This window comes from Rubrivirga sp. SAORIC476 (genome assembly GCF_002283555.1).
GTDB lineage: Bacteria > Bacteroidota > Rhodothermia > Rhodothermales > Rubricoccaceae > Rubrivirga.
This window is the reverse complement of sequence record NZ_MVOI01000006.1, coordinates 766,939-784,125: the sequence shown is the minus strand read 5'-3', so window position 1 is coordinate 784,125 and position 17,187 is coordinate 766,939. Positions and strand designations below refer to the sequence as shown.

At 71.7% G+C, this 17,187-nt stretch carries 10 protein-coding genes; 4 read left to right on the top strand and 6 right to left on the bottom strand.

Annotated features, from left to right (window positions below; all coding sequences use genetic code 11):
• Positions 1-86: 86 nt before the first annotated feature.
• A complete protein-coding gene (locus B1759_RS20030; protein WP_095515828.1) occupies positions 87-1,715 on the bottom strand; it encodes a T9SS type A sorting domain-containing protein in 1,629 nt (542 codons plus the stop codon).
• 131 nt (positions 1,716-1,846) lie between these two features.
• Between B1759_RS20030 and B1759_RS14810 the strand changes: the two genes are divergently transcribed.
• Positions 1,847-3,964 carry an amino acid permease gene (locus B1759_RS14810; protein ID WP_095515827.1) on the top strand — a complete coding sequence of 706 codons (2,118 nt, stop codon included), beginning with the start codon at positions 1,847-1,849 and terminating at the stop codon, positions 3,962-3,964.
• 64 nt (positions 3,965-4,028) lie between these two features.
• Here the strand turns inward: B1759_RS14810 and B1759_RS14805 are convergent, their stop codons facing one another.
• From B1759_RS14805 to B1759_RS14795, 3 genes are all read right to left on the bottom strand, one after another.
• Positions 4,029-4,655 carry a YbhB/YbcL family Raf kinase inhibitor-like protein gene (locus B1759_RS14805; protein WP_095515826.1) on the bottom strand — a complete coding sequence of 209 codons (627 nt, stop codon included), beginning with the start codon at positions 4,653-4,655 and terminating at the stop codon, positions 4,029-4,031.
• A gap of 257 nt (positions 4,656-4,912) precedes the next feature.
• On the bottom strand, positions 4,913-8,551 hold the full coding sequence (locus B1759_RS14800; RefSeq protein WP_095515825.1) for a S8 family serine peptidase: 3,639 nt from the start codon (positions 8,549-8,551) through the stop codon (positions 4,913-4,915).
• A gap of 227 nt (positions 8,552-8,778) precedes the next feature.
• The gene (locus B1759_RS14795; protein WP_095515824.1) at positions 8,779-9,705 is read right to left on the bottom strand and encodes an MBL fold metallo-hydrolase; all 927 of its coding nucleotides are present in this window, start codon (positions 9,703-9,705) and stop codon (positions 8,779-8,781) included.
• A gap of 214 nt (positions 9,706-9,919) precedes the next feature.
• Between B1759_RS14795 and B1759_RS14790 the strand changes: the two genes are divergently transcribed.
• A complete protein-coding gene (locus B1759_RS14790) occupies positions 9,920-11,782 on the top strand; it encodes a T9SS type A sorting domain-containing protein (RefSeq protein ID WP_095515823.1) in 1,863 nt (620 codons plus the stop codon).
• Between the two features lie 158 nt (positions 11,783-11,940).
• Positions 11,941-13,116 (top strand): zinc-dependent alcohol dehydrogenase, encoded by a 1,176-nt coding sequence (locus tag B1759_RS14785; protein ID WP_095515822.1) that lies wholly within the window; start codon positions 11,941-11,943, stop codon positions 13,114-13,116.
• 69 nt (positions 13,117-13,185) lie between these two features.
• Here B1759_RS14785 and B1759_RS19800 read toward each other — a convergent pair whose 3' ends face one another.
• Complete coding sequence (locus tag B1759_RS19800; RefSeq protein WP_158225287.1) at positions 13,186-13,332, bottom strand: hypothetical protein; 147 nt, start codon at positions 13,330-13,332, stop codon at positions 13,186-13,188.
• A 234-nt stretch (positions 13,333-13,566) separates the two neighbouring features.
• Between B1759_RS19800 and B1759_RS14780 the strand changes: the two genes are divergently transcribed.
• Positions 13,567-14,730, top strand: coding sequence for an aromatic ring-hydroxylating dioxygenase subunit alpha (locus B1759_RS14780; RefSeq protein WP_198948905.1), 1,164 nt, complete (start codon positions 13,567-13,569; stop codon positions 14,728-14,730).
• A gap of 30 nt (positions 14,731-14,760) precedes the next feature.
• Here B1759_RS14780 and B1759_RS14775 read toward each other — a convergent pair whose 3' ends face one another.
• Complete coding sequence (locus tag B1759_RS14775; RefSeq protein WP_095515821.1) at positions 14,761-17,097, bottom strand: TonB-dependent receptor; 2,337 nt, start codon at positions 17,095-17,097, stop codon at positions 14,761-14,763.
• Between the last annotated feature and the right edge of the window lie 90 nt (positions 17,098-17,187).

Here is a 17,187-nt window from a genome sequence, read left to right as displayed (position 1 = left end):
TGACATCCGGGACACGTGGGACGGCCACTGACGGCCTCCGGCACCGCGCCGGAGGCCGTTTTCGATACCCTCCCGACGCTCCGCGTCTACCGCGCGACCGTGAACGGCCGCACCGCCGTCGCGCCGTCCGCCGTCAGCCGCACGAGGTAGGTCCCGGCCGGGAGCGCCGACACGTCGAGGCGGACCGGGTGGGCGCCCGCCGCCAGCGGACCGTCGAGCACGCGGGCGACCTCGCGGCCGAGCACGTCCACCACCGTCAGCGTCACCGGACCCGCCGCGGCCAGCGAGACCGTCACCGTGCCCGCCTCGGCGGACGGGTTGGGCGCCACGCCGCTCAGCCCGAGGCGGCCTTCCGGGCTCTCGCCCACCGCCACCGCGTTGGGCTGCACGTCGCCGCCCCGGATCAGCAGGATCTGGTAGCCCACGTCCGCCGCGCCCGCCGAGTTCTGCCCGAGCACCCCGCGCACGCGCGCCGGGCTGCCCGTGAAGTCGGTCCCGTCGGCGTCCGAGTCCTCCGCGTTCGGGACGCGCACCGAGACGGCGTTCGAGGCGTCGGTCGGGTCCGAGACCGCGTAGGTCGTCGCGGCCTCGAACGGGGCGTTGTCCGCCAGGTCGGTGAAGGTCACGTCCGGGACGAGCACCAGTTCGCTCTCGTAGGCCTCGCCGTTGCTCGCCAGCTCGGCGAGCGTGACCTCCTGCGGCAGGGGCTCGGCGGTCGCCCCGCGGATGGCGTAGCTCTCCAGCGCGCCGCCGTTGATCTGGAGGAGGCCGTTGAACTCGGACAGCGTGCCCGTCACGCGGAGGATGCGGCCCGGCCGGATGCTGGTCGACTGGACCTCGTCGAAGAAGGCGCCCGAGGTCTGGCGGATCGCGAGGCCGCCCGTCTCGTCCTGCAGGTACGTGAACGCGCCGGCGGAGCGCGTCACGACGCCCTCGACCGTCACCGTGGCGCCGTCGCCCGCCGCCCGCGCCTCGCCGATGGTGGACAGATTGCCGTCCGGATCGAACTGGCGGATGACTGCCTCCGAGAACAACTGGACTTGGATTGCCTGAGGGTTCTCACCGCCAGTCGAGAACTCCTCATCCACCCGGAGCCAGTCGCCGTCGCTCAAGAAAACTGTTTCCGGAGTCGGGTTCGGGAGGATGTTCGTGGAGCCCCCACCGAACTGGGTCGTGATCCCGTCGACATTGTAGGCAATGAAGAAGGCGGACGTGCTGACCGAAACTGGCTCTGAGAAAAACGTCTCGGTCGGCGCCACACCTGCCTCGGACACGGGAGGAACCGTGCTGGACGGGAACACCTCCGAATAGACCGGGTCGCCCTGGGGGCCGTCCTGGATCGTCCCTTCGTACACGAGCACCTCAAATGTCTGTCCGGGGACAGCTTCGTCCGGCGTGGCAGTTACGAAAAGCGTGCCCCCGATGATCTCATAGACCGCGCCGTCATCAGGCAAGACGTAGCCCGCGCCAAAGGCATCGACTCCGATGTTGGGTCCCCCGGTCCCGAAGAGAAAGTCACCGTTGCCATTCGAGAACGTCGAGATGGAGGTCGTCCCTGGGGGGATGTTGGTCAGGTACGTCGTATCGCCCGGAGCGAAAGACGTAGCGGAGCGCATAAACGAAGCCCGCGTGGGTGCGTCGGTAGACAGCGACTGAGCGAGGGCGACGGGTGCAAGGACGAGAACAGCGAGGAGGAACGGAACGAAGCGACGCATACGGAGACGGGTGGCGGGACGAAGAGAGCGTCCGCAAACCTACGCCGATGGGGTCCGGCGGCGGATGCGGGGACACCCGGGGACCCCAGAATGCCCGGCGCGGGTTGGGGGCCTTCCCCCATCGCCCGCCTATGCCTGCCGACGCCCCACGCCTCAAGAAAGAGCTGACGCTGTTCGACGTCTACGCGATCAGCACAGGGGCCATGTTCAGCTCCGGTTTCTTCCTCCTGCCCGGCCTCGCGACCGCCCAGGCGGGCCCCGCGACGGTGCTGGCCTACTTCCTCGCGGGCGTCTTCATCCTGCCCGCCCTCTTCAGCGCCGCCGAGCTGTCCACCGCCATGCCGAAGGCGGGCGGGGCGTACTACTTCCTCGACCGCAGCCTCGGGCCGCTCGCGGGCACCGTCGGCGGCATCGGCACGTGGCTGGCGCTGGTGCTCAAGAGCGCCTTCGCGCTCGTCGGCATGGGCGCCTACCTCGTCTTCTTCATCGACATCCCCGTCAAGCCGCTCGCCGTCGCGCTGACGGTCGCGTTCGCGGTGCTCAACGTGGTCGGCGCCAAAGAGACGAGCGGCCTCCAGCGCGTCCTCGTGACGGTGCTGGTGGGCGTGCTGGCGTTCTTCGTGGTCCAGGGGCTCGTCGAGGTCGGCCGCCTCGGGGGCGACAACCTCGCCCAGCAGTTCACCCCGTTCAGCCCGTTCGGCGTCGAGGGCCTGCTGGCGACCGTCGGCCTCGTGTTCGTGTCCTACGCCGGGCTCACGAAGGTGGCGAGCGTCGCCGAGGAGGTCCAGAACCCCGACCGCAACCTGCCGCTCGGCATGTTCCTCTCGCTGGCCACCGCGACCGCCATCTACTGCGTCGGCGTGTTCATCATGATCGCCGTGCTGGACCCGTCCGAGCTGCGGAGCGACCTGACGCCCGTCGCCACGGCCGCCGAGAAGTTCTTCACCTGGCTGCCCGAGCCGTGGGGCCTGGGCCTGATCGTGGCCGCCGCCATCGCCGCGTTCGCGTCCACCGGCAACGCGGGCATCCTCTCGGCCAGCCGGTACCCGCTCGCGATGGCCCGCGACGGGCTCGTGACCCAGAAGCTGGGCGTCCTCGGCCGCTTCGGCACGCCCACGACGGCCGTCGTCGTGACCTCCGCGCTGATGGTGTTCGTCATCGTGGCGCTCGACGTGGAGGGCATCGCCAAGCTCGCGAGCGCCTTCCAGCTGCTGCTGTTCGGCCTGCTCAACGTGGCCGTCATCGTGATGCGCGAGAGCCGGATTCCGAGCTACGTGCCCGGCTACCGGAGCCCCCTCTACCCGTGGGTCCAGATCGTCGGCATCCTGCTGCCCATCGTGCTCATCGCGCAGCTCGGCGGCTTCGCCATCTTCCTGTCGATGGTCATGATCGCGGGCGGCGTGGCGTGGTACGTCTGGTACGTCAAGGACAACCCGCGCGTCGAGCGCGAGGGGGCCATCTACCACCTCTTCGAGCGCCTCGGGCGCTCCCGCTACGAGGGCCTCGACTCCGAGCTGCGGACCATCCTCAAGGACAAGGGCCTCCCCGACGAGACGCCCTTCGAGCACCTCGTCACGCGCTCGACCGTGCTCGACGTGGACGCCGACGCCTCCTTCGAGTCGGTCGCCCGCCGCGCTGCCGCCAGCCTGGCCGCCCGCGCCGGGCTCCCCGCCGCCCGCCTCGAGACGGCCTTCCTCGACGGCTCCCGCACCGGCGCCACGCCGGTCTCTCGCGGCGTCGCCCTCCCCCACCTCCGCCTCCCCGAGGTCGACCGCCCCGAGCTGGTCATCGTCCGCTCCCAGAGCGGCCTCTCGATCGGCGTCGACACCGTCGGCGACGAGCGGCCCGACACCGACCACACTGTCTACGCGGTCTTCTTCCTGCTCAGCCCCAAGGAGCCGCCGGGCCGCCACCTCCGGACCCTCGCCAGCATCGCCAGCCGCATCGACGAGGCGCCCTTCATGGACGACTGGCGCGCGGCGGACACCGAGCAGGACCTCAAAGAGGTCCTCCTCCACAACGACCGCCTCCTCGCCCTCGCCCTCACCGGCGACGGCCCCACCGCCGACCTCGTGGGCCGCGCCCTCAAGGACGTGCCGCTGCCCCGCGGCGTCCTCGTCGCCCTCGTCCACCGCGACGGCGCCGTGGCCGTCCCCAGCGGCGCCACCGTCCTGCGCCGCGGCGACCGCCTCACCATCCTCGGCGACCCGGCGGGCATCGCGGCCCTGGAGGCCCGGATGCGCGGGTGAGCAGGCCGTAGGGCCATCGTGACGGGTGCCCCCCGCCTCGGCACCGAGGCGGGGGAGGCCGAGCCTACCGCACGTCCGGGTTCGTGCTGTACGTCCCGACGATCTCTGCCTGCCCGAGCACGTGCCCCTCGATGGCGGCCAGCACGTCGGCGCCGGTGAACGAGCCGTCCTCCGGGAGGCCCAGCGTCGGCACGTCGAGCGCGTAGACCGTCACGTGGTAGTGATGCAGCCGCTCGTCGTTCCACGGCGGGCACGGGCCGTCGTAGCGACCGTAGGTGCCCTCCCGCGGCGAGCCCTTCAGGAAGTCCGTGAACGTGTTGGTGCCCTCCAGGCCCAGCACCGTCCGCCCCGGCGCCTTGCCGCCCGCCGTCACGCCGTCGGACGCCACGCCCTCCGTGATCTCCGACACCGAGGCGGGCACGTCCACCAGCAGCCAGTGGAAGAAGTCGACCCGCGCGGCGTCGGCCGGGATCGTCTTGCCCTTCGTGTTGGCGTCGCTCGCGTCGGCCGGCACGTCCGGGTCGCGGACGACCACGGCGAACGACCGGGTCCCGCCCGGCGCGTCCCCCCAGGCGAGGTGCGGACTCCGGTTGCCGCCGTCGGTGGTGTGGCCCTCCGCAGACGGCTGGCAGAAGACGAAGGCGGGGTCGAAGCGCTGGCCGTCGGCCAGCGAGGTGCTGGTGAGATGCATCGGAGGCGGGGGAAGGGAAAGGGTGTCCCCTCCTACGCCCCATCCTCGCCCCGGATCGCCCCCCTCACCCCGCCCGCCTCGGTCCGCACACCGCCCGACTCACCCACCAGCCCGCGTCCCCCCTCCCAGCGGGAGGGGGACAGGGGGAGGGCGCCCCCCCCTCCCCGAGGCTGCCCCTCACCCCGCCAAAAAAGCGGGGCGCCGACCTCTCGGCCGACGCCCCCACTCTCCAGCCGTACGGGGCTGGAACGAGCCGCCTAGCGGACCACCGTCATCCGGTGCGTCAGCGCCTGGCCCGCCGCGTCCAGGCGCACGAGGTACACCCCGCTCGCCAGCGACCCGGCCTCCACGCGCGCCGTGTGCGCGCCCGCCGGGCGGACGCCCTCGGCCAGCACCGCCACCTCGCGGCCCAGCAGGTCGTAGACCGCCAGCCGCACCGCGCCGTCGGCCGGAAGCTCGAACGCCACCGTCGCCTGCGACCGCACCGGGTTCGGGAACGGCAGGCCCAGCGAGAGCGCCCCCGCCTCCGACGCCGTCAGCGCCGCGCCGCCGCCGAGCACCGACGCCCCGCCGTCCGTCGCGTTGCAGTACCGGTAGTCGTCCGGCCCCCCGATCAGGAAGCTCTGGCTGCCCACGTTGAGGTTGTCCCAGTACACGTGCCGGGCGGTCACCACCGAGGCCATGAACTCACACGTGTCGACCGACTTCGAGCGCGTCGGCGCGTCGCCGATGCCGAGCTGCGCGAGGGCTTCCGTCACCACGCCGTGCGCCGGGTCCGTCGTGATGGCGCCCCAGCCGACCAGCGCGTAGGCGCCGGCGGGCGGCACCGGCAGCCCAATCGTGTCGAAGGCGCCCTCGACCGGGTCGTACTCGTCGAGCGTCGGGATGTAGGCCGCCTCCTCCATGGCGCGGCGCAGGTCCCAGTTCGTGATCGAGAAGCCGTTGCCGGCCGCCATCGTCATCACGCCGTCCACGTCCGCGATCGGCCCGAGGTGGCCCGCCTCGCGGCGCGCGGTCAGCAGGATCGCCGAGAGCGTCCCCGCCGTGCGCGGCGTCGCGAACGAGGTCCCGCCGACGCTCTGCTGGCCGTCCTCGCAGGACGCGCAGTACGGCAGCGTCTGCGTGAAGTCGGCCACCACGTCGGGCAGCGTGCCGCTCACGAGCTGCTTGCCCTCCGAGGTCTCCTCCTCGTAGCCCGCCACGCCGATGCTCCACCACGGGCCGGCGGTGCCGTCCTGGATGGCCGTCGACGGCGAGTTGTCGGCCGCGCCGAGGTGCAGCTTGCCGTTCGTCACCACGCCCGTGTAGCTGTCGTTGATGTGGCCTGGCAGCGGCAGGCTCCCGATGGCCCCGTACGACGTCGACACGATGTCGACCGAGGGGTGCGTGAACGCGAAGGTCTCGGACGCGTCCGTGATGCCCTCCACGAAGAGCATCACCGCCTCCGGGTTGGCGCGCAGCACCGCCGCGCTCGTCCCGACCCCGTGCGTGTCGTCCTCGTCGTCCGGCATGAGGATCCGCGTGCCGGGGTCGAAGGAGACCGCCAGGATGTTGGTCCCCTCGACCCAGTACACCTCGCCCGGCTGGACGCTCGCCCACTGGGCCGCGTCCGCCGCGAAGTCGGCGTTGAAGTCGCCCGTGCGCGTCAGCGAGAGCGTGTGCGCCGCGTCGATCCCGAACTGCTCCTTGATCGCCGGGGTGACGGCGCTCGGAGCGTCGGTCGGATAGATCTCGCTGCCCGCATGGTAGAAGGCGTGGTACGGGTTGATGCCGGAGTCGATCACCGACACCACCACCTGCGCGCCCGACTCGCCGGGCTCTTGCTCTTCTTCCTCCTCTTCCTCTTCTTCCTCCTCACCGGAGTCGCCGCCGAGCGTCGTCCGGGTCGTGCCGGAGGCCGTGTCGTACTGCGTCTGCGCGGGCGAGAGGCCCACGACGCCGCCCCACACCGAGGTCGCCACGTCGGCGCCGAACGCCGCCAGCTTGTCGCCCGCCTGCGCCGGACGCCCGGTCTGGTCGATGTCGCCGGTCAGGTCCGCCGGGGGCGCCGCCACCGTGAGCACGCCCACCGGGACGGTCCACGTGATCGTGCCCGCCTCGCTGTCCCACGTGCCCGCCACGTCGCCGATGCCGCGCCCCGCGCCGTCCGCCGCGCGGACGCCGTAGTCGAACGAGGGCTCGTCGAAGCCGACCGTGCCCAGCCCGACCGTCGCCAGCGTCCGCCGCGCCGTCAGCGAGTAGCGGACCGTCGGCAGGTCGGCCTTCTGGAGGTCGAACTCGACCCCGTAGTCCTGCATCGCGCCGATCTGGAAGCCCGCCGCGAGCAGCGAACTCGGCGTCGCCTGGTCGAGGTCCGCCACCCGCAGCGTCACCGTGAACGCGCTCGCGTCCACCTCGGCGAAGGACACGTCCAGGATGTCGGTGCCCGCCTGGTCGGTGTCGCCCGCGTCGTCCACGAGCACGACGCCCGCCGGGAGCGGGGTCTCGCCCTCCCCCTCGCCGATCGTCCGCAGGTAGGGCGTTGGGTCGAGGCCGAGCGCCACGGCCACCGCCGCGTACGCGTTCACGTAGCCCGAGCCGGCCTCCCAGGCCTCGTAGTCGAGCACCGTCGCCGTCTCCTCCAGGATCGTGCGGACCTCCGCGGGGGTCAGCGTCGGGTCGGCCTCGTACATCAGCGCCGCGACGCCCGCCACGTGGGGCGTCGCCATCGACGTGCCCTGGAGCGAAGCGTAGCGGGGGTTGTCGGGCTGGATGCCGGTCGCGCAGATCGGCGACCCCGTCGCGCACGCCGAGATGATCCCGACGCCCGGCGCCGTGATCACGGGCTCGTTGCGGTACGTCCACGTCGTCCCGTCGAACATCGTGAACGTGCCCGACTCGCCGTCGACGCCGCGCGACGAGAAGTCCGCCAGCGTCTCGCCGTCCTTGTTGCCCGCCGCCACCGACATCACCCAGGGCGCCTGGGCATACGGGTTGTGCGTGTCGGCGCCGGGGCCGTCGTTGCCCGCCGCGAAGAAGACCGAGATGTTGCGCAGGTACGCGCGGTACGAGGACTGGTTGATGGGGTCGGCCGGGTCGAAGTCGCCCGAGGAGCCCCACGAGTTGGTCACGATCCGGATGCCGTACTGGAACTGGTGCGTCATGGCGTAATCGATGCCGCCGATGCCGTCCAGCACCAGCACCACGCCGCCCGAGCCGTAGCCGATCAGGTCCGCGCCCGGCGCGACGCCCTCATGGAGCCCGCCGCTCGCCGCGCCGGTCCCGCCGACCGTCGCCGCGACGTGCGTGCCGTGCCCCGAGTTGGTGTCCGTCGACGGCTGATCCCCGAGGTACGTGATCGGCAGCAGCCCCGAGTACGCGTTCAGGTTGGTCGACCCGAGGACGTTCTGGACGAGGTTCTGCCCGTACGTCAGGTCCGGGTGCAGCCCGTCGATGCCCGAGTCGTTCACCACCACGCCGACGCCGCGGCCGGAGATCGGCAGCCCGCCGTTCAGGTTCCGGAACTGCGCGTTCGTCCGCGCCCCGTCCACGCCCGTCAGCTCCGTCGCGTCGGCGTTGGAGTACGTCAGCGCGTGGTTGGGCCAGATCGACACGACGCCTGCCGTGTTCTGGAGCGACGCCACCTGCGCCGGGGTCGCCAGCACGCCCGCGATGGGCAGCGACTGGAACGTCATGCCCTGCGTGATGCCGAGGCCGGTCAGCAGCGACCGCTGAGCCGCCGTTAGCGGCCCCTCGCTGTCGAAGGTCACCACGACCGTCGTCGTCTGGCCGGGCGCGAGCGCGCCGAGTTCGTCGAGGAGGCCGGGCCCGAGGCGGGCCTGCGCGAGGCCGAGGTCGGCGGTCAGGAACAGGGCCAGCAGCAGAAGCGCGGGCCGGAGCAGTAGAGAATGTCTCACAGGTGGAACGGGGTTGGGAGAGAGACCCCCAACCTCCCGGTCCGCCTCGACTTCCGGAAGCGGACCGCCCGCCGAGTCCCCGTCGGACCCGCCCCCCCGCCCAAGTCGGCATCGTCCTACACGACGTCTCCACACACGCACGCCGTTCGTGCATCCCGAACCGCGCCCGGACTCTCGTCCTGCGCCCCCGCCTCGGCACCGGCACCGAGGCGGAGGGGGCCGGACGGCTACCCCATCGGGAACGGTGTGTATCGGAAGCCCGCCCCGTCCACCGACACGCGGCCGGTGCCCGGGAACGGCATGTGGCTGGCGAACAGCGTCGTCCCCTCACGTGCGGCCTGGCTCAGCAGGCGGCGGCGGGTGTTCACCGTCGTGGCGCCGTCCATGTCGAAGCCGAACAGCCACGTCGGGTGGCGGAAGAACACGACCGGGTGGGCGACCGCGTCGCTCACGATCATCAGCTTGCCGCCGCCCGAGGCGAGCTGGAACGCCATGTGGCCCGGCGTGTGGCCGAACGCCGCCATCGCCGTCAGGCCCGGCATCAGCGCGTCGCCCGAGCGGTACGTCTGGAGGCGGTCGCGGACGGGCGCCAGCTTGGCGAGGGCCGCCGTCACCTGCCCGTTCTCACCCGTGAAGCCGTCCAGGAACGCCAACTCGGTCGCGCCGATGTGGACGCTCGCGTTCGGGAACGTCGGGGTGCCGTCCATCGAGAGACCGCCGATGTGATCGCCGTGATGGTGCGACACCACGACACGATCCACCGAGCCGGGGTCCATGCCGAGCGCGCCCATTGTGGACACGAGGTGGCCCTGCCCGGTGCCCGTGTCGATGAGCGTCCGCACATCGCCGTGGTCGATGACGAGCTGGTTCACGTCCACCGGGACGTTGTCCGTCGGCAGCCCGTACTCCCGCAGCGTGGCGAGCACCCGCGACGAGTCCACGTTGACGCCGATGGCGCCGAGCGGCAACTGGAAGCCGGTGTCGCGGATCACCGTCACGGTCGCGTCGCCGACGGAGAAGGTGTGGGCCGTGAGCGTGTGGTGGTCCCGGCGGACGGGCGTCGGCATGGAGGCGGCCGTGGCCGGCAGCGCGGCGCCGAGGCCGAGAGCCCCGAGGCCCCGAAGGGCAGCGCGGCGGGAGAACGAAGCAGACATGGGAGGAGCGTGTGAGGAGTCAAAAACACGTTGTAACAACCATCAGCGTTCCCCGACGCTGGCCCTCCGCCGTCACTCAGGAATGTCCCGTCGGCTCCCGAGCCCGTGGGCTCCTCGATCGCCTGGTCCCGGTCCCGGCGGCCATGCACCGCCCCTCCTGATTTGCCTGCAGGAGCCGAGAGGTATCATGGGCGCGATCCCTCTGCAACCGACCATGAACCATCGTTGGGCTCCACTCGTCGTCCCGGTGCTGCTCGCCCTCGGCACGCGAGCCCAACCCGCGCCTCAGGAGGTCCAGTACCCACGCACGGTCCTCGAAGCCGAGACGACCACCCTGACGGCTCCGGCAGAGCGGCAGTCGGTGCCCGTGGGGGTCCTGACCTTCGATCACTCGCAGAATGGGGTCGGGTGGATCACCTGGGACCCCGTGTTCGTGCCCGCCGGGGTCGCCCGGCTGGAGATCGTCACGGACCTGCGCGGGACTCCAGACCGGCGCCAGACTCTCAGAGTCAACGGAGCCACAATCGCCGACCCGGACGATGGCGGCCCGCTTCGCTTCTGCACGGCTGCCGCTCCCGCCTGCCCGGCACCGATGTCCCGGGCCGACGGACTGGCCGTCCGCCCCGTCGAGGCAGACTTCGGCGTCGACCCGACCGAGGCGGCGTACTGGACGGTCGACATCAGGGAGAACGAGGCCGGGCAGGCGTTTTCGGCGGTCCGCTTCGTGAGCGAGGCGGGCGCCGTCCTGGCCGTCCTGCCGGCCGCCCGGGCCCGCGTCCTCAACGCCCGGTTCGACTGGGACACAGGCGACGTGCTCGACGGCACCTCTCTCCGGCTCGCGCCCGGCACCCGCATCTCGTGGACGGTGGAGGTCCCAGACTGGCCCGGCAGCGAGGCCATCGCCTGGCCCGCGTTGCTGACTGCGGTGTACCGCGCGCCCGAAGGGGCGCGCTTCGCCATGGAGCTGGACGGTGCCGCCCTGGGCGAGATCCCCGGCCGCTCGTCGGGCGAAGGGGCGTGGGCCGCCGTCTCAGAGCCCTTCTCGCTCCAGCGAGGCGTCCACCAGGTCTCGATCACCGCCCTCGACGAGGCCGTGGTGGACCACGCGACGATCTCCGTCTCGGGCCTCTCTGAGGGCGCCGCCAGCGTGCTCGACCCGACCGACTGGCGGGCCTATGCGCCCCTCGCCCCGGGCGACGTCTGGCACTACCGCAGCACCCCGCCCGGGTGCCCGGGCTCCACCGACTGCGACGCCTCGGTCGACTACAAGCTGTTCCGGCTGTCCGCCACCGTCGACGACGAGGGACAGCCTGCGGTCAGGCGCACGGGGTCCTGGCTGAGCACCACCGACGTGGTCTACCAACGCACGCTCCGGCAGGACGCCGGGCTCCGCACGGTCGTGGAGGCGGGCGCGAACGCCCCCTACTCCCCGGCCGATGTTTACGCTATCGACCTTCCGCCCACCCCCTGTCCGCTGAACGGCCCCGGCGGCGTCAGCCCGGTGTGCCCCCCCTTCGCCTCCGCCCCGTACCACGCGAGCCAGGGCATTACGTGGACCGTGACCCCGAACGACACGGTGGTCATCGGCAGCGACACGCTCGCCGGCATCCCGACCCGGACCGCCGAGGTCTGGTCGGTGACGCAGTTCCGCAACGGCCCCTCGTACGCGCCTCGCACGCTCACGTATGCTGCCGGCCTCGGGCTCGTGCGCCAGGAGCAGGCCGACGGATGGGTGGACGAGCTGGTCTACGCCGAGATCGGCGGCCAGGTGACCGGCACCCCGGCGTGGGTCCTCGTCGCCTCCGAGGACGCGCCGGAGGCGGCAGAGGATGCGCTAAGGGTAGGACCGAACCCGACGGCAGGCCGCGTGCGGATCGGCCTCGCGTCCTCGGCGCCGGTCGAGGCCCGGGTGACGGTGCTCGACGCCCTCGGCCGTCAGGTCCTGCCCCCACGAGATGTCCGGCTGGGGGCAGCGTCGACGAGCGAGGTCGACCTGAGCCGTCTCGGGGCAGGCGTCTACGTGGTCCGTGTCGAGACCGCCGCAGCGGTGCGCTCCCACCTCGTGACCCGGCTCTGAGGTCTGGCGTCGGCCGAAGTGCCAGGCTCAACCGACGCCATGGAGTGGGCCCTCCTCCGGCCTGAGCGACCCATCAAGCCTTTCCCCATCTCTGCGCGGGACGGAACAGCCAGGCCCTGGCGCCGGTGGACGCGGTCCCTTCTCTCTCCCCTCTCTCCATGAAAGCTCTTACCTGGCACGGCCAAGGCGACGTCCGCGTCGACACCCATCCCGACCCTGAGATCCAAGAGCCGACCGACATCGTCATCAAGGTGACCTCGACGGCCATCTGCGGCTCCGACCTCCACCTCTTCGACGGCTTCGTCCCGATGATGAAGGAAGGCGATATCATCGGCCACGAGCCGATGGGCATCGTCGAGGAGGTCGGAAGCGGCGTCACCCGCCTCAAGAAGGGCGATCGCGTGGTCGTCCCGTTCACCATCTCGTGCGGGCACTGCTGGTTCTGCGAGCAGACGATGTACTCGCTCTGCGACACCACCAACCCCAAGCCCGAGAACGCGCGCGACGCGATGGGCCACAGCCCGGCCGGCGTGTTCGGCTACTCGCACCTGCTGGGCGGCATCCCCGGCGGCCAGGCCGAGTACCTCCGCGTCCCCCACGCCGACGTGGGCCCGATCGTCGTGCCGGACGGGATGACCGACGAGCAGGTCCTCTTCCTCTCGGACATCTTCCCGACGGGCTACATGGCCGCCGAGAACGCCGAAATCGAACCCGGCGACACGGTCGCCGTCTGGGGCTGCGGGCCGGTCGGCCAGTTCGCCATCCAGAGCGCCTGGATGCTGGGCGCCGGGCGCGTGATCGCCATCGACCGCGAGCCCGAGCGGCTGCGCATGGCGAAGGAGAACTCGAAGGCCGAGACGGTCAACTTCGAGGAGATCGACGGGCCGGTCCACGAGCACCTGATCGAGATGACCGGCGGCCGCGGCCCGGACCGGTGCATCGACGCCGTCGGCGCGGAGGCCCACGCGGCCAACGACGCCCAGGCGCTGCTCGACAAGGCCAAGCAGGCCGTCCACCTGCAGAGCGACCAGGGCTACGCGCTCCAGCAGGCCATCATGGCGTGCCGCAAGGGCGGCACGGTCTCGGTGCCGGGCGTCTACGCCAAGACGCTGACGCTCCCCTTCGGCGCGGCCATGAACAAGGGGCTGACGTTCAAGATGGGCCAGACCCACGTCCAGCGCTACCTCGACCCGCTGATGAAGAAGATCCAGGACGGCGAGATCGACCCGTCGTTCATCATCACACACACGGCGCCGCTCGACGACGCGCCCCAGATGTACGAGACGTTCCGCGACAAGAAGGACGACTGCATCAAGGTCGTCCTCAAGCCCTGACGCCTCCGTCCGCCTCGGGGACTCGGTGCCCCGAGGCGGACGCCCTCATCGTCCGACGCGGTCGCGCCGTCAGAAGCTGTGCGTCGACCCGGTCGGCATTTCGTTGAGCCCGGCGAGCGAGGTCAGCAGGTCGCCCACGGCCTGCAGGCCCCGCACGGCCAAGCCGAGGAGGAGGAACAGGAACGGGGGGAAGAGGAGGATGCTGAGGATCAGCATGGCAGATCGGGGTCGGGAGGTCAGGAGTCGGTCACTCCACCCAACGTGCCGACCCGCCAGAAGTCGCCTGGCGTCGCCACCAAAAGCCCTTCCTGCACAACAGCTTAACAGCGAACCGCTTCCGGGAGGGCTTCCACGCTCGCTAGCCGACGAACGGTAGGGGCCGGGCTGACCGTCCGCAGGCCCCGACGGTACCTTGCCGGCCTCGACGGTCCCCGCGGGCCCCTCGCGCTTGTGACGACACGCACGCCCCTCTCGGCCGGCCCCGACGGGCTCCTCCCCGACCTGACCCCGGACACGCTCCGCGTGGACCCGCTCGAACGGGCCGACACGATCCCGTCGAGCTGGTACACCGACGCACGCCTGGGCCCCTTCGAGCAACGCGCCGTGTTTCGGCCCTCGTGGCAGGTCGTCGGCCACGTGTCGCTGGTGGCGAACGCGGGTGACTACGTCTGCGCGACCGTCGCGGGTGAGCCCATCATCGTCGTCCGCAACGCCGACGGCGAGATCCGGGCGTTCTACAACGTCTGCCGCCACCGCGGCGGCCCGCTGGCGATGGACGACCACGGCGCGTGCCGGATGCTCCAGTGTCGGTACCACGGCTGGACCTACACGCTCGACGGCGCTCTGCGCGGCGTCCCCCGCTTCGACCGGACCGAGCTATTCGACCGCGCCGACTTCGCCCTGGTGCCGGTCGCCGTGGACGTGTGGGAGGGGCTGGTCTGGGTCTGCGTCGGTGAGCCCGCCCTCCCGCTGGCGGTGACGCTCGACGGCATCGCCGAGCGGATCGCGCCCCAGGACCTGACCGGCGTCCGCTTCCACTCGCGCGTCGAGTACGCCGTCGCCTGCGACTGGAAGGTCTACGTGGACAACTTCCTGGAGGGCTACCACCTGCCGCTCGTCCACCCCGAGCTGTGCAAGACGCTCGACGTGTCGGCCTACGTCACCGAGACGTTCGAGTGGCACAGCCTGCAGCACAGCCCCATCCGCGAGACGCCCGACGGCGGCGTCTACGGCGAGGGCGACGCGTTCTACTACTTCGTCTTCCCCAACGTGATGCTCAACATCCTGCCGGGGCGCCTCCAGACGAACGTGGTCCTGCCCGACGGTCCCGGCCGGTGCCGCGTCCTGTTCGACTTCTTCTACGCCGACGGCACGGCCCCGGACCAGATCGCGGGCGACCTCGCCTTCAGCGACGCGGTCCAGCAGGAGGACATCGAGATCTGTGAGGCCGTCCAGCGCGGCCTGGCGTCGCGCGGCTACGACCGCGGCCGCTTCTCGGTCGAGTGCGAGGCGGGCGTCCACCACTTCCAGGCGCTCCTCAAGCGCGCCGTCGCGGACGGCATCTGGAACACCGGCGACCCGCCCGCGGCCCCACCGGGCCTGCGCCCCGCCTGACCCCGCCCGCCTCGGCCCCGAGGCGGACCGTCACCACTCGACGGTGTAGCTCAGCACTGGCAGCGGAAAGCCCTCGTCGACGTCCACCACGGCATCCCGCAGGAAGCTGTAGTCGAGCGCCGAGTCGGTCGCGCCGAGCGCGTTCTTGAGCTGGAGCGCCCAGACCTGGGAAACGCGGCGGCCGTTGATGCGGTAGGTCGCCGTCAGGTCCACCACCCAGACGCCCGGCGCGCGGTCCTCGAAGGCGCGCGTCTCGTCGTACACGACCTCCTCGCGCTGCGCCGACGCCGCCTCGTCGATCGGGCTCCGCCGCTCGCCGCCGAGCGCCGCGACCCGCACGTTGAGGCCCAGCAGGTTGCGGGCGCCGACCCGCACCTCGCGCCCCACGAGCGCGTTGACGGCGTAGCGCTGGTCGAACCGGGACGGGCGCCAGACGCCGTCGCCCCCGCGGTAGCGCGACCGGAAGAGCGAGCCGGTGAGCAGCGCGTAGACGCCGTCCCGCAGCGGGCGCTCCAGCGTGACCTCGACGCCCACGTTCTCGCCCGCGCCCTCGTTCACCAGCGCCTCGGCGAAGGTCCAGTCCTGACGAACGTTGAGGAGCGAGAAGGAGCGATCGGCGACGACCGGCACGTCGAACAGGCGCTGCACGTAGCCCTCGACGCCCACGCGCAGGGTCTCGGAGAGCTGCCGCGTCGTCCCCACCACGAGGTGGTGGGCCAGCGCCGCGTCCAGGTCCCGGTTCGGCTGCGCCGTCCCGTCGGGCTGGACGAGGTAGATCCGCAGGTCCTCGATCTGGCTGTGGAGCCCGTAGCCCAGGCGCACCTCCTGTCGACCGGACACCGCCCACGTCAGGCCGAGCCGTGGCTCGACGGCCGTGTGGCCGGTCAGTGCGAGGTGCTGGGCGTGCAGCCCCAGCGTCAGGTCGACGCCGCGCGCGGGCATCAGGCGCGACTGGGTGAACGCCTGGACGAGCGTGCTGCTGCCGTCGCCCTCGGCCACGGATACCAGCGGCGGGACGTGATCGGGTGCTGCGCGCAGGTCGAGGTCGTAGACCAGCTGCTGCACGCTCACCCCGGACTGGCTGACGTGGCGCGGGCTCAGCTTGTGAGTCAGCGTCGCACCGAGGCTGGCGCGACCGTTCGTACTGCGGAGCGCGAAGTCGGGCCGGAGCGTCAGGTCGTCGGCGAGGCGCTGCTGGTCCCAGACCGTCCGCTGGGCGGTGACGGCAGCGCTCGTGCGCAGGTACGTCCGGCCGCCGAGCACGAGGTGGTGCGACACACCCGCGGCCCCGACGCCGAGGGTCAAGTCCATCCGCGTCCGGTCCCAGAAGTCGAACTCCCAGGCGGACGAGTCCGGGGTCTCGGCGAGCGTCTGACCATCGAGCCCACCGATCCCCCACACCTCGACCCGTCCGGCGCGGCGCGTGGGAAACGCCAGTTTGAAGGAGAGGTCCTGGTAGGTCGTCGCGCCGTCGGTCGGGAGCAGCGGCATCAACAGGCCGAGCGTCGAATACCGGTAGTTGACCAGGTAGGTGGACGGCGCGCCGCGCTGGAACGGCCCCTCGGAGGCGAACTCCAGGCCCAGCAGGCCGACCTGCGCCGTGTGCTCACGCCGGCCCGGGTTGCCCGTCCGGAAGCGCATGTCGAACACGCCCGAGAGCGCGTTGCCGTACTCGGCAGGGAAGGCGCCTGTGAACACGTCGGAGTCGGCGAGGAGCTGGCTGCTGAACAGCGTCTGCCCGCCGCCGCCCGCGACCGACAGCCCGGCGAAGTGGCTCGGCGTCGGGATCTCGACGCCTTCGAGCCGCCAGAGCACCCCGCGCGGCGCGTTGCCCCGGATGGCGAGCGCGTTGTCGGAGACGCCGGTCCCCGTCGCGGCGACGCCGGGGAAGGCCGCGGCCAGCCGGGCAGGGTCGTCCACGGCCCCGGCGTAGCGTCGGCTCTCCTCGACAGAGAACGACCGCGCACTCACGGCCGCCATGTCGTTCAGCGGCTGCCCATCGCGCGCCGCGGCGCGGACCACCACCTCGTCGCCGGTCAGCACCGCCTCGCGGAGCGCGACCTCCAAGACGGTCTCCTGTCCGGACTGGACGAGCACGTTGGGCAGCCGCCGCGGCGCGTAGCCGAGGCTCTGGACCTGAAGCGTGTGCCGACCCAGCGGGACGGCCCGGAGCACGAACCGGCCCTCGGCGTCCGTGGCCGCGCCGATCAGCGGCTCGGAGCCCGCTACGACGACGGTCGCGCCGACGAGCGGCACGCGCGTGTCGCCGTCCATCACGACGCCGCGGACGGTCTGCCCGCCGCCCTGCGCCAGAGCAGAAGGAGCGAGCAGCAGGACCAGGACGAACCCGACAGAGGAGAGACGCATCGCGAGAGACAGGGGTAGATGACGCGGACCGGGGTCGGCACGCGTCGGCCAGCCTATCTCGCTCGCCCGCCCGGTATCGACCGTGCCCGC